Raw genomic sequence first — 24,536 nt, 5'->3', positions numbered from 1 at the left:
CAGCTTAGCCGATCATAGCGGATCACGCCAGCAGCGCCGTCATAGATAACACAAGAACGATCATGCCAGTTATTCGGCAACCGGGTCGCCGCGCCAGAATGCCTTCACCGCATCCAGTTCGCGGGTGCGCTTGAACGGCGGCAGGCTTTGCCAGATGCGGCGGCCGTAGCCCTTGGAGATCAGGCGCGGATCACAGATCATCAGGACCCCGCGATCGCTTTCATCGCGAATCAGGCGGCCGGCGCCCTGTTTCAGGTTGATGATCGCGGCCGGCAGCTGATGATGCATGAAGCCGTTCATGCCCTTCGATTCGAGCGCTTCGATGCGCGCCGCCAGCACCGGATCGTCAGGCGGCGAGAACGGCAGCTTGTCGATGATCACCAGCGACAGCGCTTCGCCGCGCACGTCGACGCCCTCCCAGAAACTCTGGCTGCCGATCAGCACCGCATTGCCGGCGGCGCGGAAGCGGTCCAGCAGTTCGGTACGGCCGGCTTCGCCCTGCACCATCAGTGGAAAATCCAGGTGGCGCGCTTCGAATTCGGCGCGCAGGCGTTCCGCCGCGCGGTTGACGGCGCGGATGGTGGTGCACAGCAGGAAAGCACGGCCGCCGGAGGCTTCGATCACAGGCAGCGCGGCATCGATCACGGCGTCGGTGTAGTCCGGCGAATTCGGCTGCGGCAGGTTCTGCGGTACGTATAGCAGGCCTTGCTGGCCGTAGTCGAAGGGACTGGGCCAGGATTGCGCCGGCTCGTCGCCCAGGCCCATCTGCGCCGCGTAGTGCTGGAAATCGTTCTTGACCGCCAAGGTCGCCGAAGTAAAAATCCATGAGCGCGCCACGCCTTCGCGCTGCTTGTTGAAAATCGGCGCGATCGATAATGGCGTCTGGTGCAGCTGCAGCGACGACGAAAAAGCCTCCACCCACAACACGCTGCCCTCGCCTTCGTCGGCGACAAGCGCTTTGCCGGCCTTCTTGCCGCCGCCGGCGACGGGCGCGCTGTTCCAGCCGTCCAGCTTGTAGCCCAGTTCCACCGCGCGGGTGCGGCACTGCTCGATGGTTTCCGCGCGTTCCGCCTGCTTTTCCAGCACGGCGATCATGCCGTGCAGCTGGCTGCGCATGGTTTCCAGCGCCGGGAAGAAAATGCTCGATGGCGCAATCTGGTTGACCGACAGCCGCACCACGTCTTGCGGGAAAGCCAGGCGCAGGTCGCGCGCGGCTTTTTCCACCGGCAGCACGACCTGTCCCCAGTCGGCGCCGTCACGTGCATGCGACAAGCCTTCCGCCAGCACATCCCGGCACAGCTCCAGGATCTGCGAGGTGGAGACGGTATTGCCAAAGAATAAAGTGGCGACTTCGGGCAGCTGGTGCGCCTCGTCGAAGATCACGGTATTGGCTGACGGCAGCAGTTCGGCGACGCCGGTATCCTTCAGCGCGACGTCGGCAAAGAACAGATGGTGATTGACCACCACCACATCGGCCTGCTGCGCCTCCTTGCGCGCCTTCATGACGAAACAGTCCTGGTAATACTGGCACTCGGCGCCCATGCAGGTATCGCGGGTCGAGGTCACCAGGTTCCAGATCGGCGCGGTTTCCGGCACCATGGACAGCTCGGCCTTGTCGCCGGACGAGGTGGTTTTCATGAAGCGCGAGATTTCGCGCAGATAGCCGACGTCCTCGCGCGAGGTCATGCGGCCGTTCTGCAGCGTGCGCTCCAGATGGAAATGGCAAACGTAGTTGGCGCGCCCCTTGAGCAGTGCAATCGAGACCGGCGCGCTGAGCGCCTTGCGCACGGTCGGGATATCGCGCAGGAACAGCTGGTCCTGCAGGTTCTTGGTGCCGGTCGACACAATCACCTTGCCGCCCCACAGCAGCGCCGGGACCAGATAGGCGAAGGTCTTGCCGGTGCCGGTGCCGGCTTCGGCGATCAAGGTGCGCTGCTGGGCGATCGCTTCGGCGATGGCTTTCGCCATTTCAGTCTGCGCCAGGCGCGGGCGAAAGCCGCCGACCGCCTGGCCCAGCGGGCCGGAACTGGCGAACAGGCGATCGACGTCGGCGTCGTGGACGCCGGGAGCGGGGATGTTCGCTGCGCCGGCAACGGCGATTTCGGCGGCAAGGGGGGATGTATCTTGGGTCAAGGTAACTTACTTAATAAAGCGGCGGCTGGGATAGATGCCTGTTCTACTAGCATCCTACCAGCCTCGGGGGTGAGCTTTCAGGCAGGGATATCAGGAATCAATTGCATTCTTAACAGCGTAATCTGGTCCTTCAGTTGCAATTTGCGCTTTTTCAGGCGCCGCAACTGCAATTCCTCATACAGGACCTGGTTGGTCATGGTATGAATAGCCGCATCGAGATCGCGATGTTCGACTTCAAGCTCTATAATGCGGCGAAGGATTTCTTCTCGATCGATCATGGTCAGATTCTTGCGTTGGAAAATGTTAACATGTGGAAACACCTTGAAAATCATTCCTGCGTATAATCTTTCCCATCGACTTCATATCGTATTACCGTGAATGAGTGGCGATTTGACGCCGGATCCAGAATTACCTAGAACAGGATGCAGTTTAATCTACCCAGACGAATGAGCCAATACAAGATCGAAGCCGGCACCGGCCAGCATATAGGTGACCGCCAGGAACAGCAGGACCGCACTGCACTATTTACCGCCCCGAAAGCGCCGGGCTACATGATGGCCGTGTTGGCCGATGGCATGGGCGGCCGCAGCGGCGGCGCGCTTGCCGCCGAGCAGGTGATATGCACCGCCAAGCAGATATTCGAGGGATTTTCGCCCTTGATCGACAATGTCGAAGCGATGTTGCACAACATTGCGCTGGAAACCCATACGGTGATCAAGCTGAGCGGTTTTTCCAACGACAAGGATCCGCACACCACCATGGTGATCCTGGTGCTGTCGCCGGACGGCACGGCGACCTGGGGCCATGTCGGCGATTCGCGCTTGTACCGCTTCGACGGCCCCAATTTTGCCGAGCACACCATCGACCATTCCTATGTCGAAAAGCTGGTGGCGGAAGGCAAGCTGTCGCGCAGCGAAGCGAAATCGCACAACCTGTCCAACATCCTGCTCAATGCGCTTGGGTCCAGCACCGATACGCCGAAGGTCAGCATCGGCCGCCATACCGGCCTGAAAGCCGGCGACGCCTTCCTGCTGTGCTCGGACGGGCTGTGGCATTACTTCACCGAAGATGAGATGGGTGCGGCGATCGCCATGAACAAGCCGCGCGACGCGGCGGAAATGCTGATCAACAAGACGCGCAAGCGCGCCGAAGGCCACGCTGCAGACAACTGCACGTTCGCCATCGTCAAGCTGGTGGCGCCGCCCAAGGAAGCTGCCAGCTACACCGTCAAGAAGATGCGCCGCGCGGTTTAAATAAAGCGGAGATTCAAAGCCGAAAAGAAGTTAAATAGCCGTTAGCCGCGGGACGCAGCTAACGGCTTTGTTTTATGGCTGTGCAGCGGGTGCGGCAGCCGGCGGCACAGGCGGCGTTGCAACCGGCGGCACAGGCGCTTTCGTTGCAGCCGCCTTCTTGGCGGCCAGATCCTTGGCCTTGGCGGCCTTGTTGGCCGCTACTTCACGCTGGCGCGCCGCCGAATCCTGCGCCTTTTTCTCGAAAGCTGCCACATTGGCGGCCCGTTGCGATTCCTTGGCGGCCGCGTCCTGCTTCGCCTTCAGTTCACGCGCGTTATGCTCCGCCACACGTTTGTCGGCCTCGCCCAAATGCTTGCGGGTATTGGCGGCCACTTCTTTTTCCTTGGCCGCGCCCTGCTTGACCTTTTCCACGTTGCTCAGCTCTTTTTCCTTCTGGTCCTGGGCCTTTTGCGCTTCCTCGGCCGGATGCTTGGCTTCGTTCGCCGCCAGCGCCTTGTCGCGCTCGTCGGCGCGGTCCTTGCGCAAGAAAGCATTGGCGGTGATGTCGACCGGACGGATCGCCTTCAATGCCAGGCGGCGCTGCTCCTTGGCGGCGTCGAGGCAATGGTTGACGAAAAACTTGGTATAGCAGACCCGGCGCTGCTCCAGATCGCGCGCCGCCACCTCGGCCTTGGCGTCGGCGACATCGTCCAGCGCCTTGTTGGCGACGTCCACTGAAGTCAGCGATTCCAGCGGGTAGCGCGCGGTCAGTTCGGCCGCCGGCTCGGCGACCGGCTTGAGCACTGTGGCGTCTTCCGCCTGCGCGCCGGCGCTCAAGGCCAGCAGTGCTGCGGCCAGCGCCGGAAGCAGACGCCGCGGCGCCAAATTAAAAGGGGCAAATTCCACTAGGACCTATCCATTTCTTTACATTGTTTAGACACTACCGCAGAGCCGGTTCAGACGATGGAATCAGCTTCGGAGCGCCGTTCGCTATCCATGTACTCGCGCGACTGCATTTCCATGATACGCGACACGGTGCGGTGGAACTCATTGGCCAGCATGCCCTGCGTATAGAGCTCTTCCGGCGGCACCGCCGCCGACATGATCAGCTTGATCTTGTGATCATAGAACACATCGATCAGCCAGGTAAACCGGCGCGCTTCGGACGACATCGCCGCCGACATCTGCGGGATACCGGACAATATCACCGTATGGAAGCGGCTGGCAATTTCGAGGTAGTCATTTTGCGAGCGCGGGCCGCCGCACAAGGTGTTGAAATCGAACCAGATGGCCCCGCCGGCCTTGCGCAAGGCCTTTATTTTACGCGCTTCGATGTCCACCAGCGGATCTTCGTCGGCGGTTTCGGCGACGCCGGCAAACGCATGGCGCAAGGCGCGGTCGGTATCGGCGTTGAGCGGCGAGTGATAGGTTTCCACCTGCTCGAGCGCGCGCTTGCGGTAGTCGATGCCGGCGTCGATGTTCATGACATCCAGGTTGTCCTGCAGCAGCTTGATGGTCGGCAGCATGCGGTCGCGGTGCAAGCCGTCCGGATACAGGGTGCTAGGCTCGTAGTTGGAGGTCATGACGAAAGACACGCCATTATCGAACAAGGCTCTCAGCAGATTGTAGAGAATCATGGCGTCGGCGATATCGGATACATGAAACTCGTCGAAACAGATCAGGCGGTATTTCTTGGCCACCCGCTTGGCGACCTCGTCGAGCGGATCGGCAACGCCTTTCAGCTCGTCCAGCTGGCGATGCACGGCGCGCATGAATTCGTGGAAATGCAAACGGGTCTTGCGCACCACCGGCACCACTGAATAGAAGCTGTCCATCAGGAACGACTTGCCACGGCCGACGCCACCCCACATGTAGACGCCGCGCGGCACGTCCGGCCGGTTGATCAGGCGCTTGAAGGAGTTGGAACGCTGCGCCTTGTACTCTACCCATTCGTCGTAGGCGCGCTGCAGGCGATCGACCGCGCGCCGTTGCGCCTCGTCAGCCTGGAAGCCGCGCTGCGTCAGCGCCTGTTCGTAAAACTCTAATACATTCATGGCTTTTCAGTTCAAAAATTCACAGAGCCGATGCGCGAAGCGTCATCCGTTCCATATTTGTCAATATCGCGGCAAAGACATTGACGGAAAATCAATATTCGTGGCTTTACGGGGGAAACATTACGCTCGGCGGCGGCCAAAAATAAAAATGGGCGAGCTTTCGCTCACCCACTTCAACTCAGGAACCAGCCAAGCAACTATGACCGCCCCATTTCCACCAGCACGCGGCTGGGATAGGCTTTTTCCTTGCCGCCGAAACTGAGCGGCAAGCTGACGCCGATACCGATGCCGGCGGCACCGACGCCGCCGCTGCCGCCCGCAGCGCCGATGCCGACGCTAGGGGAGTTCAAGCCGGGCGGCGCCCGGTACACCACTTCCGAAGTGCGGTAGCCGGGCTTGTCGCACACTACGTGCAGGTCGCCGTCGGCAGCGACGATCAGGACATCGCCCGGCGTCACCACATTCCAGCGGCTGCTGTCGGTTTTCACCACGCAGCGCGCCCCTTCCAGCTGCTGGCTGTCGGAACTGGCTTCGATCAGCACGTGACCGTTCTCCGACGCTACAGTGGCGCAACCGGATAATGCAACACCTAACACCAGAGTCAGCAACGGCAACAGAACACGCATCTTGCTTCTTTCTTAAAAATTCAAAGACCGCTTGTCGACCGCCAGCGCTGCTTCCTTGGTCGCTTCCGACAAGGATGGGTGCGCATGGCAGATACGGGCGATGTCTTCCGCCGAGGCGCGGAATTCCATCGCCACCACGGCTTCCGAAATCAGCTCGGACGCCATCGGACCGACAATATGGACACCCAGGATTTCGTCAGTCTTGGCATCCGCCAGGAACTTGACCATGCCCGAAGTATCGCCCAAGGCGCGCGCCCGGCCATTCGCCAGGAACGGGAAGGTGCCAGCCTTGTATGCTACTCCATCTGCCTTAAGTTGTTGTTCTGTCTTGCCAACCCATGCGATTTCCGGCGAGGTGTAGATCACCCACGGAATGGTGTTGAAATTGACGTGACCATGCTGCCCGGCAATACGCTCGGCAACCGCAACGCCCTCTTCCTCAGCCTTGTGCGCCAGCATCGGGCCGCGCACCACATCGCCTACCGCCCAGACGTTCGGCAGGTTGGTCTTGCAATCGTCGTCAACCGCGATGAAGCCGCGCTCGTCCAGCTTGAGGCCGACCGCTTCGCCATTCAGGCCGATGGTGTTCGGCGTGCGGCCGATCGAAACGATCAGCTTGTCGTACACGGCTTTTTGCGCGGCGCCGGTGGCGTCGACATATTCCACTGTCACATCGTTCTTGCCAGTCGTGATGGCGCCGATCTTGACGCCCAGGCTGACCTTCAAACCTTGCTTGGCGAAAAGTTTTCCGGCTTCCTTGGCGATCTGCTCATCGACTGCGCCGAGGAAAGTCGGCAGCGCTTCCAGCACGCTGACTTCCGCACCCAGGCGGCGCCATACGCTGCCCATTTCGAGGCCGATGACACCGGCGCCGATAACCCCCAGTTTAGCCGGAACCGCGTCAATTGCCAGCGCGCCGGTATTCGACAGGATCAGTTTTTCATCGAACGGCGCGCCTGGCAGTTCGCGCGCGTTGGAACCGGTCGCCAGCACGATGTGCTTGGCGCTGATGGTTTCTTCCGTGGCGCCGGCAACCTTGATTTCATAACCGCCGGCATCGCCCTTGACGAAGGAGCCGCGGCCGTGGAAAAAGGACACCTTGTTTTTCTTGAACAGGTACAGGATGCCTTCGTTGTTCTGTTTGACAACGCCGTCCTTGCGCGCCAGCATCTGGCCCAGGTTCAGCTCCAGGCCCTTGACATTGATGCCGTGCTCGGCGAACGCATGGCCGGCATGCTCGAAATGCTCAGACGACTGCAGCAGCGCCTTGGAAGGAATGCAGCCGACGTTGGTGCAGGTGCCGCCCGGCGCAGGGCCGTTCTTGGCGTTTTTCCATTCATCGATACAGGCTGTGCTGAAACCCAGTTGTGCGGCGCGGATTGCTGCAATGTAACCGCCAGGACCGCCACCGATCACTACGACATCAAATTGTTTGCTCATTTTCCATCCTTGGAGTTGTTGCCTTGCCATCTCGCTACCGCTTTGCCTGCCGGCGCGGTCCATTGCCGCCGCTGCCGGCAAACGCCTGCAACAAGAGACCAGGCGCTCATCAATTACTTCGCATTACTCAATATTACCTAGCCACCTAAGCGACGCGCCCTGCTCTATTTTTTGCGCCGTTGAAAGGGCAAAAAACAGAATCAGGGCGCGCCTGCCTAGCCTTGGCGAATTTGAAGCTTACAGGTCCAGCAACAGACGGGCCGGATCTTCCAGCGCTTCTTTCATCGCCACCAGCGCCAGCACTGCTTCACGACCGTCGATGATGCGGTGATCGTAAGACATGGCCAGGTAGTTCATCGGACGCACCACGATCTGGCCGTTTTCGACCACTGCGCGGTCCTTGGTCGCATGCACGCCCAGGATCGCCGATTGCGGCGGGTTGATGATCGGCGTCGACAGCATCGAACCGAAAGTACCGCCGTTGGAGATCGAGAAAGTACCGCCGGTCAGGTCGTCCAGGGTCAGCTTGCCGTCCTTGGCCTTGGCGCCGAATTCGCCGATCTTCTTTTCGATGTCGGCGATCGACATCTGGTCTGCATCGCGCAGCACCGGCACTACCAGGCCGCGTGGCGAACCGACCGCGATACCGATATCGAAATAGCCGTGGTACACGATGTCGTTGCCATCAACCGAAGCGTTGACGATCGGGTATTTTTTCAGTGCGGCAACCGCAGCCTTGACGAAGAACGACATGAAACCGAGCTTGACGCCATGCTCTTTTTCAAACTTGTCCTTGTACTTGGTGCGCAGGTCCATGACCGGCTGCATGTTGACTTCATTGAAGGTCGTCAGGATGGCGTTGGTCGATTGCGACTGCACCAGGCGCTCGGCGATACGGGCGCGCAGGCGGCTCATCGGCACGCGTTCTTGCGGACGATCGTCCAGGTTGGCCTTGGTCGGCGCTGCAACTTGCTGCAGCAGCGCTTTGGCTGGCGCCGCTGCCAATGGCGCCGGCGCAGGTGTTGCTGCCTTGTTGGCTACCGCGCCGATGACGTCGCCCTTGGTGACGCGGCCGTCTTTGCCGCTGCCTGCAACCTGGGTCGCCGACATATTGTTTTCCGCCAGCATTTTCGCTGCGGCCGGCATGGCGATGCCCGCGGCCGATTTCGACTGCAGTTCAGGCGCTGCCACCGGTGTCGGTGCGTGGCCGGCTTGCGGCACTGGCACGGCTGCCACTTCCATCGGGCTGACCTTGGCCGAAGCGTCGGTATCGATGATGGCGATGACCTCGTCGGCCACCACGGTGCTGCCGTCGGTCTTGATCAGCTGCACGATGACGCCGTCGGCTGGGGCCGGCAATTCCAGTACTACTTTATCTGTTTCGATGTCGATCAGGTTTTCGTCGCGCTTGACCGCATCGCCGACTTTTTTATGCCATGCCAACAAAGTCGCTTCGGCGACGGATTCCGACAATTGCGGAACTTTTACTTCAAGAAGTGCCATTTAATTCTCCGTAAGATGGTGCGGCGGCAGGCGGATCATCCAGACCCGCCCTATCGTCAATTATTTGGTAAGAACAAAGCCTTTGAGCTTGGAAAATGCAGTGTCCAGCAATGCTTTTTGCTGCGCATAGTGCTTGTCGTAGTAACCGACGGCTGGCGATGCGCTGGCTGGACGGCCTGCATACGCAAGCTTTTGACCATCTTCCAGGTTTTCAAAAATATTGTGCTGGATCTGCAGCCATGCGCCCTGGTTCTGCGGCTCGTCCTGCGCCCACACCAGCTCATTGAAGTTCGGGAACTGCTTCAATTCGGCAGCGAACGCCTTGTGCGGGAATGGATACAGCTGTTCCACACGGATAATCGCGACATCGGTCTGGCCACGTTCTTTACGGGCATTGACCAGGTCGTAGTAAACCTTGCCTGAGCAAGCGATGACGCGCTTGACCTTCTTGGCTTCGATCTTCTCATCGACTTCGCCGATGACGGTCTGGAAACTGCCCTTGCTGAAGTCGGACAACGGCGAACCGGCGTCCTTGTTACGCAGCAGCGACTTCGGCGTCATGATCACCAGCGGCTTGCGGAACAGGCGGATCATCTGGCGGCGCAGCAGATGGAAGATCTGCGCAGCGGTAGTCGGCTGCACCACTTGCATGTTGTTGTCCGCGCACAGCTGCAGATAACGTTCCAGGCGTGCCGACGAGTGTTCCGGACCCTGGCCTTCGTAACCGTGCGGCAGCATCATGACCAGGCCGGAAGCGCGGCCCCACTTCACTTCGCCGGAGCTGATGAACTGGTCGATCACGACTTGCGCGCCGTTGGCGAAGTCGCCGAACTGGGCTTCCCAGATGGTCAATGTGTTTGGCTCTGCTGTCGAATAGCCGTACTCGAAACCGAGCACGGCTTCTTCCGACAGCACCGAATCGATCACCTTGAACGGCGCTTGCTGTTCCGAGATATTTTGCAGCGGAATGTAGCTGCCTGCATCCCAACGCTCACGGTTTTGATCGTGCAATACTGCGTGACGATGGACGAAGGTGCCGCGGCCGGCATCCTGGCCGGTCAGGCGAACTGCATAACCCGACGATACCAGCGACGCGTAAGCCAGATGTTCACCCATGCCCCAATCGAGGTTGAGTTCACCACGGCCCATCGCTGCGCGGTCGTTCAGTACTTTCTCAACCAGTGCGTGAACCTTGAAGTTTTCCGGCACGGTCGTAATACGGGTGGCCAAGCGCTTCAGTTCGGTCGCCGGCACTGCCGTATCGGCGGCGTCAGTCCACTTGCGGTTCAGGAACGGCAGCCAGTCGACCGCATACTTGCTCTTGAAGTTGGAGATGACCGGATCGACCGTGTGCCTGCCGGCATCCATCGCATCGCGGAAAGCCTTGACCATGGCGTCGCCATCGTCAGCTGCGATGGTGCCTTGGGCAGCCAGCTTGTCCGCGTACAGCTTGCGGGTGCCTGGATGCTGACCGATCTTCTTGTACATCAGCGGCTGCGTCAGCGCCGGTGTATCTTGTTCGTTGTGACCGAGTTTGCGGAAGCAGATGATATCGACCACGATATCCTTCTTGAATTCCATGCGGTAGTCGAGCGCGATCTGGGTGGCGTACACCACGGCTTCAGGATCGTCGCCGTTGACGTGCAGCACCGGCGCTTCGATCATCTTGACCACGTCCGAGCAATACAGGGTCGAACGGGAATCGCGCGGATCGGAAGTGGTGAAACCGATCTGGTTGTTGATCACGATGTGCACCGTGCCGCCTGTGCCGTAGCCGCGCGTCTGCGCCAGGTTCAGGGTTTCCATGACCACGCCCTGGCCCGCGAAAGCGGCATCGCCGTGCACCAGGATCGGCAGCACTTGCGAACCGTCGGCATCGCCGCGGCGTTCCATGCGGGCCTTGACCGAACCTTCAACCACAGGGTTGACGATTTCCAGGTGCGACGGGTTGAACGCCAGCGACAGATGCACCGGGCCGCCAGGGCTGGTGATGTCGGACGAGAAGCCTTGGTGATACTTGACGTCGCCGGCCGGCAGGTCGTCGGCGTGCTTGCCTTCGAATTCCGCGAACAGTTCCTGCGGCATCTTGCCCAGGGTGTTGACCAGCACATTCAGGCGGCCGCGGTGGGCCATGCCGATCACGATTTCCTGCACGCCCTTTTCGCCGGCGCGCTGGATGGTTTCATCCAGGGATACGATGAAGCTTTCGCCGCCTTCCAGCGAGAAGCGCTTCTGGCCGACATAGCGTGTATGCAGGTAGCGTTCCAGGCCTTCGGCCGCGGTCAGGCGGTCGAGGATGTGTTTTTTCTTTTCCGCGGTGAATACCGGCGCCGAGCGGGTCGACTCCAGGCGCTCTTGCATCCAGCGCTTTTCGGTCGGATCGCTGATGTACATGTATTCGGTACCGATCGAACGGCAATAGGTCTCGCGCAGCGCATTCAGCAGATCGCGCAGGGTTGCCGTTTCATGACCGAAGTAGGTATTGCTGATATTGAACACGATGTCCATGTCGGCATCGGTGAAACCGTAGAAGCTCGGCTCCAGTTCCGGCAGCGCGGAACGTTCCTGGCGTTGCAGCGGGTCCAGGTTGGCCCAGCGCGAACCCAGGTAGCGATAGGCAGCGATAAGTTGCGTTACGGCAACACGCTTAAAGCCCATTTCAGCATCGGCTGAAGCGGAGATGGTACGGATAGGACCTTGCTTGGCGCGCTCGGCGAACGAGGCGATGACGGATGCGTGACCTACGTCAGGCTTGTCGGAGCCGTCGACGGCAGGCACGTGCTGCATGGCGTCGAAATAAGCACGCCAGTTGTCGGCAACTGAACCGGGATTGTCGAGGTATGACTCGTACAGCTCTTCAATGTACGGTGCATTACCTCCGAAGAGATAAGAATTAGAGCGGTATTGTTGCATCATCTTGCTCACCTTTCTTCGCGTTTCGCGAGATTAGCGGGTTAACATAACCTTCCGCGACACGGCCTGACCGGTTAGCGGATTGCACATCAAGTTGTGGGGAAGGGCTCTATTGCTGTGTTCTTTTACTGCCACTTAAAAATTCGGGTACTGCTTATGCCTGCCCTTCAAAACACGCTCACCACATGTTTTTACTACGCTGCGCCCTGAAAAATCGGCACAGAATAAGAGCATAGCATAACCTGCAGAAATGCAAACAGCGAATCCGTGGATTCGCTGTTTTTGTGTTGTATCAGGATGTTAATGAACCCTGCCTGCTGACGCAGGATCAGCCGCGCTTGTCGATTGCAGGCACATCACGGGTCGGCGAACCGACGAACAACTGGCGTGGGCGGCCGATTTTTTGCTCAGGATCGGAAATCATCTCGTTCCATTGCGCGATCCAGCCGACGGTACGGGCCATGGCGAAGATCCCGGTGAACAGCGAGGTCGGGATCCCCAGCGCGGATTGCACAATGCCGGAGTAGAAGTCGACGTTCGGATAGAGCTTGCGGGAAACGAAGTATTCGTCTTCCAGCGCCACTTTTTCCAGCGCCATCGCCAGCTTGAACAACGGGTCGTCATGCAGGCCCAGTTCGTTCAGCACTTCGTAGCAGGTTTCACGCATCAGCTTGGCGCGCGGGTCGAAGTTCTTGTAGACGCGGTGACCGAAGCCCATCAGCTTGACGCCGGAGTTCTTGTCTTTCACCTTGGCGATGAACTCAGGGATCTTGTCGACCGTACCGATTTCCTTCAGCATGTTGAGCGCCGCTTCGTTGGCGCCGCCGTGGGCAGGCCCCCACAGGCAGGCGATGCCTGCAGCGATACAGGCGAACGGATTGGCGCCGCTGGAACCGGCCAGGCGCACAGTCGAGGTCGAAGCATTCTGCTCGTGGTCGGCATGCAAGGTCAGGATGCGATCCAGCGCGCGCACCAGCACGTCGTTGACCTTGTACTCTTCGCACGGCGTCGAGAACATCATGTGCATGAAGTTGGCGCTGTACGACAGTTCGTTGCGCGGGTAGACGAAAGGCTGGCCGACGTTGTACTTGTACGCCATGGCGACCAGGGTCGGCAGCTTGGCGATCAGGCGGATCGCCGATACTTCGCGATGGCGCGGATCGGTGATGTCCAGCGAATCATGGTAGAACGACGACAAGGCGCCGACAGTGCCGACCAGCACGGCCATCGGATGCGCGTCGCGGCGGAAGCCGCGGAAGAAGAATTGCATCTGCTCGTGCACCATGGTGTGCTGGGTCACGGTGGCGTCGAACTTTTCCTTTTCGGCCGCGGTCGGCAGTTCGCCGTTCAGCAACAGGTAGCAGGTTTCCAGGAAGTCGCAGTTGACCGCCAGCTGCTCGATCGGGTAGCCGCGGTACAGCAGTTCGCCCTTGTCGCCGTCGATGTAGGTGATCGACGAATTGCATGCTGCCGTCGACATGAAACCCGGGTCGTAAGTGAATTTGCCGGTAGCGCCGTACAGCTTGCGGATATCGATGACTTCGGGGCCGACGGTGCCCTTGTAAATAGGAAATTCTACGGATGGGCTGCCATCGGAAAACGATAGCGTGGCTTTTGTATCAGCGGTGGTCATGGCTCTTCCCTCAATCAAAAGGTGACTCTAAATCAAAAAAACAAAAGACGTGTTTGCAAGCTGCGCTGCGTCTTCAGCGGCTGTCGCCGCCTGTGAAGACACAAGCTTAAGCAGTGCGTATTCTCGCTAACAGGGCATGCACTTGCGGCAAATCAAGCAGGCCGTCCGGCTCTTTGCGGACTAGTAGCAAATCCATTAGTTCATTGTCTGACAATTCCATCAAACGCGAAAAAGCGTCGACGTCATCATCCGTCATGCTGGCTTCATTTGCATCCAGGTAACGGGTCAGGATCAAATCGTTTTCAAGCAGACCGCGTCTGGCACGCCAGCGCAGTCGCGCGCGGTTAGCAGGATCGGCTTGATGGGTGATAGTCATGGCGAATGCTTATTCTATTTGATATCTCTGTTCGCCGCTGCCGACGAACAGTTCTAAAACCAGGGCGGGAGATCGCTGCGCTACGCAACAGCCTCGCCGCCCTGCTCGCTTATACCGCGCGACGTACCATCAATTCCTTGATCTTGCCAATCGCTGCATTCGGGTTGAGACCCTTAGGGCAGACATCGACGCAGTTCATGATCGAACGGCAGCGGAACAGGCGATACGGATCTTCCAGGTTGTCCAGGCGCGCGCCGGTGGCTTCGTCGCGGCTGTCGGCGATGAAGCGGTAGGCTTGCAGCAGGCCGGCCGGGCCGACGAACTTGTCCGGATTCCACCAGAACGACGGGCAGGAAGTCGAGCAGCAGGCGCACAGGATGCACTCATACAGGCCGTCCAGCTCTTCCCGCTGTTCAGGCGATTGCAGACGCTCTTTTTCCGGCGGGATGTTGTCGTTGATCAGGAACGGCTTGATCGACTCGTATTGCTTGAAGAACTGCGTCATGTCGACGATCAGGTCGCGGATCACCGGCAAGCCTGGCAACGGCTTGAGGACTATGGGTTCACTCAGTTCGTTCAGGTTGGTGGTGCAGGCCAGGCCGTTCTTGCCGTTGATGTTCATGGCGTCGGAACCGCACACGCCTTCGCGGCATGAACGGCGCAGGGCCAGCGAATCGTCGACGTCGGCCTTGATGCGTTGCAGGGCATCCAGCAGCATCTTGTCGGTTGGCAGCAGTTCCACCGTCAGGTCCTGCATGTAAGGCTTGGCATCCTTATCGGGATCGTAGCGGTAGATTTTGAATTTCAAAGTACGTGATGACATGGCTATACCTTTTTATTAATTGTGCGGCAGAGTTGCGAGTCACCATGTGGTGCGCCGCCCTGCCGCGACAAATCAGAATGTGCGTGGCTTTGGCTTGAACGTATCAACTGTCAGCGGTTTGGTCACAACTGGCTTGTAGTCGAGACGATTGCCTTCGGAATACCACAAGGTGTGCTTCATCCAGTTTTCGTCATCACGCTTTTCATAATCGCGATGCGCGTGGGCGCCGCGCGATTCCTTACGGGCTGCCGCCGAAGTAATGGTGGCCTTGGCGGTTTCGATCAGGTTATCCAGTTCCAGGGCTTCGACACGCGCAGTGTTGAAGACCTTGGACTTGTCCTTGAACGAAACATGCTTGCGCCGCTCGTCCAGCACCATGATTTCCTTGTAGCCTTGCTGCAGCAGCTCGTCGGTACGGAACACGCCGCAGTAGTGCTGCATGGTCTTGCGGATATCGCCGGCCACGTCTTGCACGCGCTCGGAACCGGTGCTGGTTTCCAGCTTGGCCAGACGCGCCAGGGCGACGTCGGCTGCATCCGCCGGCAACGGCTTGTTGCTGCGCTCCTTGAGCTTGCTGTCGACAATGTGATTGCCGGCCGCGCGGCCGAACACCACCAGGTCCAGCAGCGAGTTGGTGCCCAGACGATTGGCGCCGTGCACCGATACACAAGCGCATTCGCCGATGGCGTACAAGCCATTGACCACCGCGTTCGGGATGCCGTTCTTCGGCACCACCACCTGACCATACACATTGGTCGGGATACCGCCCATTTGATAGTGGATGGTAGGCACGACCGGGATCGGCTCTTTCAGAGCGTCAACGTTAGCGAACTTGTGGCCGATTTCCAAAATCGAAGGCAGGCGCTTCATGATGGTTTCGGCGCCGATGTGGCGCAGGTCCAGCATCACGTGATCCTTATTCGGACCGCAGCCGCGGCCTTCCTTGATTTCCTGGTCCATCGAACGCGAGACGAAGTCGCGCGGCGCCAGGTCTTTCAGGGTCGGCGCATAGCGCTCCATGAAACGTTCGCCGTTGGCGTTGATCAGAATCCCGCCTTCGCCGCGCACGCCTTCAGTGATCAGCACGCCCGCGCCGGCCACGCCGGTCGGGTGGAACTGCCAGAATTCCATGTCTTCCAGCGGCAGGCCTGCACGCGCCGCCATACCCATGCCGTCGCCGGTATTGATGAAGGCATTGGTGGAAGCCGCCCAGATGCGCCCTGCTCCGCCCGTAGCCATCACGGTGGTCTTGGCTTCCAGGATCATGACATCGCCGGTTTCCATTTCCAGCGCCACCACGCCGATGACATCGCCTTCGGCATCGCGCACCAGATCGATCGCCATCCATTCGACGAAGAAATGCGTCTTGGCGCGCACGTTGCGCTGATACAGCGTGTGCAACAGCGCATGGCCGGTACGGTCGGCAGCGGCGCAGGCGCGCGCTACCGGCTTTTCGCCGAAGTTGGCCGAGTGGCCGCCGAACGGACGCTGGTAAATGGTGCCGTCGGCGTTGCGGTCGAACGGCATGCCGAAGTGTTCCAGCTCATAGACAGCCTTAGGCGCTTCGCGACACATGAATTCGATCGCATCCTGGTCACCCAGGTAATCCGAGCCCTTGACGGTGTCGAACATGTGCCAGTACCAGCTGTCCTCGGACATGTTACCCAACGAGGCGCCAATGCCGCCCTGCGCCGCCACTGTGTGCGAACGGGTAGGAAATACCTTCGACAGCACCGCAACGTTCAAACCGGCTTCCGCCAACTGCAGCGAAGCACGCATGCCGGATCCGCCGGCGCCAACGATAACCGCATCAAAGCGGCGTGTAGGAATTGTGGATTTGATTGCTGACACGATTACACTCTCCACAAAATCTGCGCCGCCCATCCGGCACAACCGACCAGCCACAGGATTGTGGCAACTTGCAAGACCAGGCGCACGGCGACCGGCTTGACGTAATCCATCCAGATATCACGCACGCCGATCCATGCATGAAAAAACAGCGCCATCAGCGCCACGAAAGTAGCCAGCTTGAACCACTGGTGAGAAAACAGACCCGCCCAGCCTTCATAGGTGAAGTTGCTGGCGGTCAGAAAAGAAACCAGCAGAATGACGGTGTAGAGCGCCATGACCACGGCGGTGACGCGCTGCGCCAGCCAGTCGCGCAAACCGTAGTGCGCTCCTACCACCAGGCGTTTACCGCCGATATTGTTGTTATCAGCCATTAGAATGCTCCGAACAATTTCAATGCAACGATCAGGGCCAGCGGCACGCTGATGATGAGAACGCCTGCAGCCGATTTGCGCGCGCTTTCCTTGGTCAGGCCGATATGGTTGTCCATGACGAGGTGGCGGATGCCGGCGCAGAAATGATGCAGGTAAGCCCAGGACAGGGCCAGGATGACAAGCTTGACGAACCAGCCCGACGTAAAGCCTTTGAAATATTCGAAAGAGCTTTCAGACACCAGGCTTTTATCCAGCATGAACAAGATGAAAGGCAAGAGCAAAAACATCAGCAAGCCACTAATACGATGCAAAATCGAAATAATGCCTGCCAGCGGCAAGCGGTAACCGACAATTTCGGTAATGTTTATATTACGAAACTGTGGCCGATTGGGTTTCGCGGCTTCAGACATAACAGGGTTCTCCTCAGTTTAAAAATTTACTGCAAGCGCAATCCCGCAATTTTCGCCGATTTTGTGCAGCACACCAATAGTTATTATTCGTTATTGCGAATAATCGCCCTGCGGCTCTCGAACTTTGCCATTTTGCCACCTCTCGGCCGCGCTCACACGCAACCGTCAATTCCGCTACGCCTTCAGCTCAATTCGTTTTGATAATGATGGCGGTTGGTGACATACAAGCCGCGCCGCACTTCCACCGGCTTGTCGCCATAAGTGAAAGACACGCGCTCGACACACAATAAAGGCGATGATTTTTCCACGGCCAGCAATTGCGCAGCATCCGCATCGGCGCTGGCGGCACGAATCTGCTCGGTCGCGCGTATCATGCGCGTGCCGAATTCGGTTTCAAACAGACCGTACATCGGGCCTTTGTACTCAGCCAGGCGCTCCAGCGTCAACGCCTTGAACAAGGCGCCTGGCAGCCACAATTCTTCGAGTATCGTCGGCACCCCGTCGAACGCCAGCACGCGCTTGACATACACCACCGAATCGCCCGACTTCATGCCGAGCTGGCGCGCGATATCCGCCGGCGCCCGCAGGCGCTTCAGCTCTATCACTCTTTTATCGGTAACCTGAGGTTGGTCGCTGTCCGGCATCAGGCGCAGGAAGCGGAATTGCGAGCGGGCTTCGTGATGGGTGGCGACAAAAGTGCCCTTGCCCTGGCGCCGCACCAGCAGGTTTTCCGCCGCCAGTTCGTCAATCGCCTTGCGCACGGTGCCCTGGCTCACCTTGAAACGGTTGCCAAGTTCGACTTCGCTGGGGATCAATTCGCCGGATTTCCACTCGCCGGACTGCAGGCGCTGCATGATCAGCGCCTTGATTTGCTGATAGAGCGGACTGAATGTCGGGGAGCTTGCCGCGGAAGCAGTCGGCGACGCTCCCGGGGCTGCCGCGCTCGGGCTGGCAGGGTCACTACTCGGATTGGACGGGATGGAGCTCATAACCTCGGATTTCACCATAAAACCCCCATTGTCGTCCAGCAAAAATTGCGCAATGATATGTCTTATATAAGACATAAGATATTGATTGACATACCATGTTGCCAAGCCTAAACTCGCGGGCATTAGGACTATTTGATGGCCTGCGCCGCGCGCCAACCGGCTTTCCCGGCTGAACCAGCCGAAGCCCCTGAAGTTGCGTGCTGCAATCCTGGCGACAATTTCAAGCCGCCGGATCAACGCGAAACAAACTGACGGTTGCGCTTTTCGCCGGTATCATTAGAGGTTGCATATAGAGTCGCCGCTTTTTATCTGGCTGGGACTTTTGTAATTTAACCGTCTTGTTTTTATTGAGATCAGACGGCCAGGGACAAGACCGTACGGAAGCGTAATCCGCCATGCTCTGCAGGCCCTTGAACGTATCCGCGCGACGCTGTTCCGCAAATATTTTTATCACCTCTCTGGAGATTCAACATGGCTAAGTCCCCTCTGCGTGTTGCCGTTACCGGCGCCGCTGGTCAAATCGGTTACTCACTGTTGTTCCGCATCGCCAATGGCGACCTGCTCGGCAAAGACCAACCGGTCATTCTGCAATTGCTGGAAATCCCTGACGAAAAAGCACAAAAGGCGCTGAAAGGCGTGATCATGGAAGTCGACGATTGCGCCTTCCCGCTGCTGGCCGGCATCACTGCCCACAGCGATCCAATGACTGCATTCAAGGATGCCGACATCGCCCTGCTGGTCGGCGCCCGCCCACGCGGCCCAGGCATGGAGCGCAAGGACCTGCTGGAAGCCAATGCCCAGATCTTCACGGTGCAAGGCAAGGCGCTGGACGCCGTCGCGTCGCGCAATGTCAAGGTGCTGGTGGTCGGCAATCCAGCCAACACCAACGCTTACATCGCCATGAAATCGGCGCCTAGCCTGCCAGCCAAGAACTTCACCGCCATGCTGCGCCTGGACCACAACCGCGCCCTGTCGCAAGTTGCGGCCAAGATCGGCAAGCCGGTTTCCGCTATCGAAAAGCTGTGCGTATGGGGCAACCACTCGCCAACCATGTACGCCGACTATCGCTACGCGACAGCCGACGGCGCATCGGTCAAGGACCTGATCAACGACCAGGTCTGGAACAAAGACGTGTTCCTGCCGACAGTCGGCAAGCGCGGCGCCGCCATCATCGAAGCGCGCGGCCTGTCGTCGGCAGCATCGGCAGCCAACGCAGCGATCGACCACGTGCGCGACTGGGTATTGGGCACCAACGGCAAGTGGACCACCATGGGCGTGCCATCGGACGGCTCCTACGGCATCCCTGAAGGCACCATGTTCGGCTTCCCAGTCACCACCGAAAACGGCGAATACAAAATCGTCCAGGGCCTGGAAATCGACGCCTTCTCGCAAGAGCGCATCAACCTCACACTGAAAGAACTGCAAGAAGAGCGTGACGGCGTGAAACACCTGGTCGGCTAAACGCCGCCGGGCAGTACCTGCATGGCAACACAGCCATTGCCATGCAGCGCTTGACCTTGTTTGCTTTTCCCTGTTTTCGTTTGTTCTGCATTTTTTTAAAAAACTTCGCAATGCACCCTACCCAGGTCTTATTCCTAGGCAAGCAACAACCGGTCTCGCTACCGGTCTGCGATCATTACGCCGGCGCTGAAAAGCTCATGCGCAAGTCGATCGCCCTGCAGCAGGAAATGGGCCCGGTCTTCGACATCACCCTGGATTGCGAAGACGGCGCCAGCGCGGGTAATGAAGCAGCACATGCAAAACTGGTTGCCGGCATCGTCGCCGGCGACGATAACCGCTTCGAACGCATCGGCGCCCGCGTGCACGACAGCGGCAGCGCTTTTTTCGAACAAGACATCAAATTCATCTGCGGCAACGGCGGCGCCGTCAGCCGGCTGGCCTACCTGATGCTGCCCAAGGCCGAAAGCCTGGCAGAAGTGCGCACCGCCATCGACCTGATCGAACACCACAGCAAGCACGCCGGCCGCATAGACCTGCCGATCCATGTCTTGATAGAAACCCACGGCGCGCTGGCCGATGTCTTCGCCATCGCCGCGCTACCACAGGTGCAGTCGCTGTCGTTCGGCATCATGGATTTCGTGTCCGCCCATTTTGGTGCGATTCCCAGTGCAGCGATGCACTCGCCGGGCCAGTTCAGCCATCCGCTGGTAGCCCGCGCCAAGCTGGAAATCGCCGCTGCCTGCCATGCGCACGGCAAGGTGCCGTCGCATAACGTCACCACCGACATCAAGGACAGCGCCAGCGTTGCTGCCGATGCCGCCCGCGCCAGGGCGGAATTCGGCTATACCCGGATGTGGAGCATCCATCCGCAGCAGATCAAGCCGATCCTGAACGCATTTACCCCGCCGCAGTCCGAGATAGCGACTGCGGCACAGATTCTGCTTGCGGCCCAGCAGGCGGATTGGGGACCGATACAACACGAGGGCACGCTGCATGACCGCGCCAGTTACCGTTATTACTGGAGCGTTCTGCAGCGGGCAAAAAATAGCGGCGCCGCACTACCTGAAAACACCAGTACCTTGTTATAACCGCGCCCTGCCGCTTACTCAAAAACAGTAGCGGGACGCACTACGGAGCAATAGAAATGAGAAAGATTCTGTCCACGAGCTTGTCAACCTTGGTCTTGCTGTGCGCCAGCCTGGCGGTTACAGCACCGCAGGCGCAAGCACAGACCACTACCAAGAAAACCACCAAGAAGGCGGCCAAGAAACCGGCAGCAAAAGCTGCTCCGGCCGAAGTGGACGACGGTGAAGACGAAGGCACGCCGGATGTCAAGGCTTCGGTTACTGTCGATTACAAATGCGAACTGGGCAACAGCCTGACAATTTTCACCAATGCAGAAGACGACAAGCACATCGCACTGCGCTGGGGCAAAACCCTGCGCCGCCTGACCCGCGTGCCGACCACTACCGGCGCCAACCGTTTTGAAAACCGCAAGTACGGCCTGCTCTGGATCGGCATCCCGGCCAAGGGCATTTTGCTCGATTCAAAAACCGGACACCAGCTGGCGAACGAATGCAAATCGGCAGCGCAGGAAGAAATGCCGGCGCCAGCGCCAGTTGACCCGGCACACAGTTTATAAAATTGCGGGACAGAGTTTAAGAGCCGCCGTAGCGCGGCGAATTACTCTGTACCCAACAAATTAACTTAGTTGAAATCTCAGGAGATATCATGTCCCGTAATACATTGAACACACTCAAGGAATTCAAGATTTCCGATTCCAAGAAAGGCAAGTTCTACTCCTTGCCTGCCCTGGAGAAAAAACTCGGCGTCAACATCTCGCGCTTGCCGGTATCGATCCGCGTCGTGCTGGAGTCCGTGCTGCGCAACTGCGACGGCAAGAAAGTCACTGAAGAGCACGTCAAGCAGCTCGCGAACTGGGGCGCAACCGCCGCCCGCACCGACGAAATCCCATTCGTCGTGGCCCGCGTAGTGCTGCAAGACTTCACCGGCGTGCCACTGCTGGCCGACCTGGCCGCGATGCGCAACGTCGCCGCCAGCCTGGGCAAGAACGCCAAGAACATCGAGCCGCTGGTGCCGGTCGACCTAGTGGTCGACCACTCGGTGCAGATCGACCATTTCCGTGAAAAGAAAGCGCTCGACCTCAACATGAAACTGGAATTCCAGCGCAACAACGAGCGCTACCAGTTCATGAAATGGGGCATGCAGGCATTCGACACTTTCGGCGTTGTTCCACCAGGCTTTGGCATCGTCCACCAGGTCAACCTGGAATACCTGGCGCGCGGCGTCCACAAGAAGGATTCGGTTTATTATCCGGACACCCTGGTCGGCACTGACTCGCACACCACCATGATCAACGGCATCGGCGTAGTCGGCTGGGGCGTGGGCGGCATCGAGGCGGAAGCCGGCATGCTGGGCCAGCCGGTCTACTTCCTGACGCCTGACGTCGTCGGCGTCAACCTGACCGGCCAGTTGCGTGAAGGCGTTACCGCAACCGATCTGGTGCTGACCATTACCGAACTGCTGCGCAAAGCCAAAGTGGTTGGCAAGTTTGTCGAATTCTTCGGCGAAGGCACCGCCTCGCTGAGCCTGACCGACCGCGCCACCATCGCCAACATGGCGCCTGAATACGGCGCCACCATGGGCTTCTTCCCGGTTGACGATGCGACTATCGAATACTTCGAAGGCACTGGCCGCAGCAAAGCGGAAATCGACGCCTTCGCAGGTTACTTCAAGGCGCAGAACCTGTACGGCATTCCAAAGGCTGGCGACATCGACTACACCACTGTCGTCGAACTCGACCTGGCTACCGTTGCACCGTCGCTGGCTGGTCCGAAGCGTCCGCAAGACCGTATCGAAATCGGCAACGTCAAAGCCAACTTCGCCGAATTGTTCAGCAAGCCGATCGCAGAAAACGGCTTCAACAAGAAAGTGGAAGACCTGGACGCGACTTACACCAACGCTGACGGCGTCAAGCTGCAAAACGGCGACGTCCTGATTGCTGCCATCACTTCTTGCACCAACACGTCCAACCCGAGCGTCATGCTGGCGGCTGGCTTGCTGGCCAAGAAAGCGGTCGAAGCCGGCCTCAAGGTGCCTGCGCACATCAAGACTTCGCTGGCCCCTGGCTCGCGCGTCGTCACCGAATACCTGGAAGCGGCCGGCCTGCTGCCGTACCTGGAAAAGCTCGGCTTCGGCGTCACTGCCTACGGCTGCACCACCTGTATCGGCAATGCCGGCGACCTGACGCCAGCCATGAACGAAGCCATCGTCAAGAACGACGTAGTGGCATCGGCTGTCCTGTCCGGCAACCGTAACTTCGAAGCGCGGATCCATCCGAACATCCGTTCCAACTTCCTGGCTTCGCCACCGTTGGTCGTTGCTTACGCAATCGCCGGCAACATGACGCGCGACCTGATGACTGAACCTGTCGGCAAGGGCAAGGGCGGCAAAGACATTTATCTGGGCGACATCTGGCCGACTTCGCAGGAAGTCGCCAAGCTGATGAAGTTTGCGATGAACGCCAAGACCTTCAAAGCCAACTACGCTGACGTCAAGGGCGCACCAGGCAAGCTGTGGGAAGCCATCAAGGGCGTTGCCGGCGGCGAAGTCTACAACTGGCCTAAATCGACTTACATCGCCGAGCCACCGTTCTTCCAAGACTTCACCATGGTGCCGAAGGCAGCTGCGACCGGCATCACCGGCGCGCGTGCATTGGGCGTGTTCGGCGATTCGATCACTACCGACCACATTTCGCCAGCCGGCTCCATCAAGGAATCCAGCCCGGCCGGTAAATGGCTGATCGCCAACGGCGTGTTGAAGGCGGACTTCAACTCCTACGGTTCGCGTCGCGGCAATCACGAAATCATGATGCGCGGCACATTCGCCAACGTTCGCATCAAGAACCTGATGATCCCGGCGACACCGGACGGTTCGCGGGTTGAAGGCGGCATCACCCTGTTCCAGCCGACCGGCGAAGAAACCTCGATCTATGACGCAGCGATGCAGTACGTCAAGGACGGCGTGCCAACCATGGTGTTTGCCGGTGAAGAATACGGTACAGGCTCGTCGCGCGACTGGGCAGCCAAAGGTACCCAGCTGCTGGGCGTGAAGGCCGTGTTTGCGCGTTCGTTCGAGCGTATCCACCGTTCCAACCTGGTCGGCATGGGTGTCTTGCCATTGCAATTCATCGGTACCGACAGCGTGCACACCCTGGGCATCACCGGCAACGAAACGTTCGACCTGAAGGGCATCGAGGGCGAAATCAAGCCACAGCAAGACGCTACCCTGGTGATCCATCGTGCCGACGGCGAAACCAAGGAAGTCAAGGTTCTGCTGCGCATCGATACGCCTATCGAAGTCGACTACTACAAGCACGGCGGTATCCTGCCGTTCGTGCTGCGTCAGTTGCTGGCAGCATAAGCAACGCAGATAGCAAGAAACAATAGCAGGCAGCAGTTTGCCTGAATGACAAACGCCGGCATTGCCGGCGTTTGCCGTTTCTGCAACCCGCATCGCCTGCTTGGCTGCCTTGAAACAGTTTTATTCCATAACCAATTAAATCCACTACAATAGGATCTTGCAGTCTTCCTGCCTCTGAGTCCCAGAAAAACTCACAGCAAACGGTCGTAGGCCAGAAGGCAGCGCAGAACAGCGGAGCATGTCCGGCAAGGATATGTGAGCATCTCGGTTGCCGGGCA

General features: G+C 59.0%; 20 protein-coding genes. 5 read left to right on the top strand and 15 right to left on the bottom strand.

Features of this window, described 5'->3' with window-relative positions; translation table 11 throughout:
* Positions 1 to 69: 69 nt before the first annotated feature.
* Together yoaA and AC07V8_RS02615 are read right to left on the bottom strand one after the other, a co-directional pair.
* Entirely contained in the window at positions 70 to 2,100 is a 2,031-nt protein-coding gene (gene yoaA, locus AC07V8_RS02620; protein ID WP_494677226.1) for a DNA repair helicase YoaA, read from the bottom strand.
* Positions 2,101 to 2,210: 110 nt separating this feature from the next.
* Positions 2,211 to 2,411: a YdcH family protein gene (locus AC07V8_RS02615; protein WP_199111255.1), complete on the bottom strand. Its 201-nt coding sequence runs from the start codon at positions 2,409 to 2,411 to the stop codon at positions 2,211 to 2,213.
* A gap of 168 nt (positions 2,412 to 2,579) precedes the next feature.
* Between AC07V8_RS02615 and AC07V8_RS02610 the strand changes: the two genes are divergently transcribed.
* Positions 2,580 to 3,386: a PP2C family protein-serine/threonine phosphatase gene (locus AC07V8_RS02610; protein WP_211440882.1), complete on the top strand. Its 807-nt coding sequence runs from the start codon at positions 2,580 to 2,582 to the stop codon at positions 3,384 to 3,386.
* A gap of 72 nt (positions 3,387 to 3,458) precedes the next feature.
* Here AC07V8_RS02610 and AC07V8_RS02605 read toward each other — a convergent pair whose 3' ends face one another.
* The 13 genes from AC07V8_RS02605 to AC07V8_RS02545 form a co-directional block, all read right to left on the bottom strand.
* Positions 3,459 to 4,271 (bottom strand): hypothetical protein, encoded by an 813-nt coding sequence (locus AC07V8_RS02605; RefSeq protein ID WP_494676783.1) that lies wholly within the window; start codon positions 4,269 to 4,271, stop codon positions 3,459 to 3,461.
* A gap of 50 nt (positions 4,272 to 4,321) precedes the next feature.
* The gene (zapE, locus tag AC07V8_RS02600) at positions 4,322 to 5,419 is read right to left on the bottom strand and encodes a cell division protein ZapE (RefSeq protein WP_211472735.1); all 1,098 of its coding nucleotides are present in this window, start codon (positions 5,417 to 5,419) and stop codon (positions 4,322 to 4,324) included.
* A gap of 197 nt (positions 5,420 to 5,616) precedes the next feature.
* Complete coding sequence (locus tag AC07V8_RS02595; protein WP_494676784.1) at positions 5,617 to 6,045, bottom strand: hypothetical protein; 429 nt, start codon at positions 6,043 to 6,045, stop codon at positions 5,617 to 5,619.
* A gap of 12 nt (positions 6,046 to 6,057) precedes the next feature.
* Positions 6,058 to 7,485 (bottom strand): dihydrolipoyl dehydrogenase, encoded by a 1,428-nt coding sequence (lpdA, locus tag AC07V8_RS02590; protein WP_211440878.1) that lies wholly within the window; start codon positions 7,483 to 7,485, stop codon positions 6,058 to 6,060.
* 237 nt (positions 7,486 to 7,722) lie between these two features.
* The gene (gene odhB / locus AC07V8_RS02585; RefSeq protein ID WP_494676785.1) at positions 7,723 to 8,988 is read right to left on the bottom strand and encodes a 2-oxoglutarate dehydrogenase complex dihydrolipoyllysine-residue succinyltransferase; all 1,266 of its coding nucleotides are present in this window, start codon (positions 8,986 to 8,988) and stop codon (positions 7,723 to 7,725) included.
* A 60-nt stretch (positions 8,989 to 9,048) separates the two neighbouring features.
* Positions 9,049 to 11,904, bottom strand: a complete 2,856-nt coding sequence (locus tag AC07V8_RS02580; protein WP_494676786.1) for a 2-oxoglutarate dehydrogenase E1 component — start codon at positions 11,902 to 11,904, stop codon at positions 9,049 to 9,051.
* A 325-nt stretch (positions 11,905 to 12,229) separates the two neighbouring features.
* Positions 12,230 to 13,534 carry a citrate synthase gene (gene gltA, locus AC07V8_RS02575; protein WP_211440875.1) on the bottom strand — a complete coding sequence of 435 codons (1,305 nt, stop codon included), beginning with the start codon at positions 13,532 to 13,534 and terminating at the stop codon, positions 12,230 to 12,232.
* Positions 13,535 to 13,640: 106 nt separating this feature from the next.
* Positions 13,641 to 13,910 (bottom strand): FAD assembly factor SdhE, encoded by a 270-nt coding sequence (locus AC07V8_RS02570; RefSeq protein WP_098497790.1) that lies wholly within the window; start codon positions 13,908 to 13,910, stop codon positions 13,641 to 13,643.
* A gap of 109 nt (positions 13,911 to 14,019) precedes the next feature.
* A complete protein-coding gene (locus tag AC07V8_RS02565) occupies positions 14,020 to 14,733 on the bottom strand; it encodes a succinate dehydrogenase iron-sulfur subunit (protein WP_211440873.1) in 714 nt (237 codons plus the stop codon).
* Positions 14,734 to 14,805: 72 nt separating this feature from the next.
* Positions 14,806 to 16,584, bottom strand: coding sequence for a succinate dehydrogenase flavoprotein subunit (gene sdhA / locus AC07V8_RS02560; RefSeq protein ID WP_494676787.1), 1,779 nt, complete (start codon positions 16,582 to 16,584; stop codon positions 14,806 to 14,808).
* A 2-nt stretch (positions 16,585 to 16,586) separates the two neighbouring features.
* A complete protein-coding gene (gene sdhD, locus AC07V8_RS02555) occupies positions 16,587 to 16,955 on the bottom strand; it encodes a succinate dehydrogenase, hydrophobic membrane anchor protein (RefSeq protein ID WP_494676788.1) in 369 nt (122 codons plus the stop codon).
* Positions 16,955 to 17,365 (bottom strand): succinate dehydrogenase, cytochrome b556 subunit, encoded by a 411-nt coding sequence (sdhC, locus tag AC07V8_RS02550; protein WP_494676789.1) that lies wholly within the window; start codon positions 17,363 to 17,365, stop codon positions 16,955 to 16,957. Before sdhC ends, sdhD begins: the two co-directional genes overlap by 1 nt.
* A gap of 182 nt (positions 17,366 to 17,547) precedes the next feature.
* Positions 17,548 to 18,354, bottom strand: a complete 807-nt coding sequence (locus AC07V8_RS02545) for a GntR family transcriptional regulator (protein WP_494676790.1) — start codon at positions 18,352 to 18,354, stop codon at positions 17,548 to 17,550.
* Between the two features lie 471 nt (positions 18,355 to 18,825).
* Here AC07V8_RS02545 and AC07V8_RS02540 point away from each other — a divergent pair, with 471 nt between their 5' ends.
* The 4 genes from AC07V8_RS02540 (at position 18,826) to acnA (ending at position 24,258) form a co-directional block, all read left to right on the top strand.
* Positions 18,826 to 19,815 (top strand): malate dehydrogenase, encoded by a 990-nt coding sequence (locus AC07V8_RS02540; RefSeq protein WP_061939993.1) that lies wholly within the window; start codon positions 18,826 to 18,828, stop codon positions 19,813 to 19,815.
* Positions 19,816 to 19,925: 110 nt separating this feature from the next.
* A complete protein-coding gene (locus tag AC07V8_RS02535) occupies positions 19,926 to 20,903 on the top strand; it encodes an HpcH/HpaI aldolase/citrate lyase family protein (protein WP_494676791.1) in 978 nt (325 codons plus the stop codon).
* A gap of 56 nt (positions 20,904 to 20,959) precedes the next feature.
* A complete protein-coding gene (locus AC07V8_RS02530; protein WP_494676792.1) occupies positions 20,960 to 21,457 on the top strand; it encodes a hypothetical protein in 498 nt (165 codons plus the stop codon).
* Between the two features lie 89 nt (positions 21,458 to 21,546).
* Positions 21,547 to 24,258 (top strand): aconitate hydratase AcnA, encoded by a 2,712-nt coding sequence (acnA, locus tag AC07V8_RS02525; protein ID WP_494676793.1) that lies wholly within the window; start codon positions 21,547 to 21,549, stop codon positions 24,256 to 24,258.
* Positions 24,259 to 24,536: the final 278 nt, after the last annotated feature.

The sequence above is a fragment of the Collimonas sp. GW821-FHT02H07 genome (genome assembly GCF_059421505.1).
The sequence above is the reverse complement of the archived record's forward strand: the minus strand, read 5'-3'. Positions and strand labels throughout refer to the sequence as shown.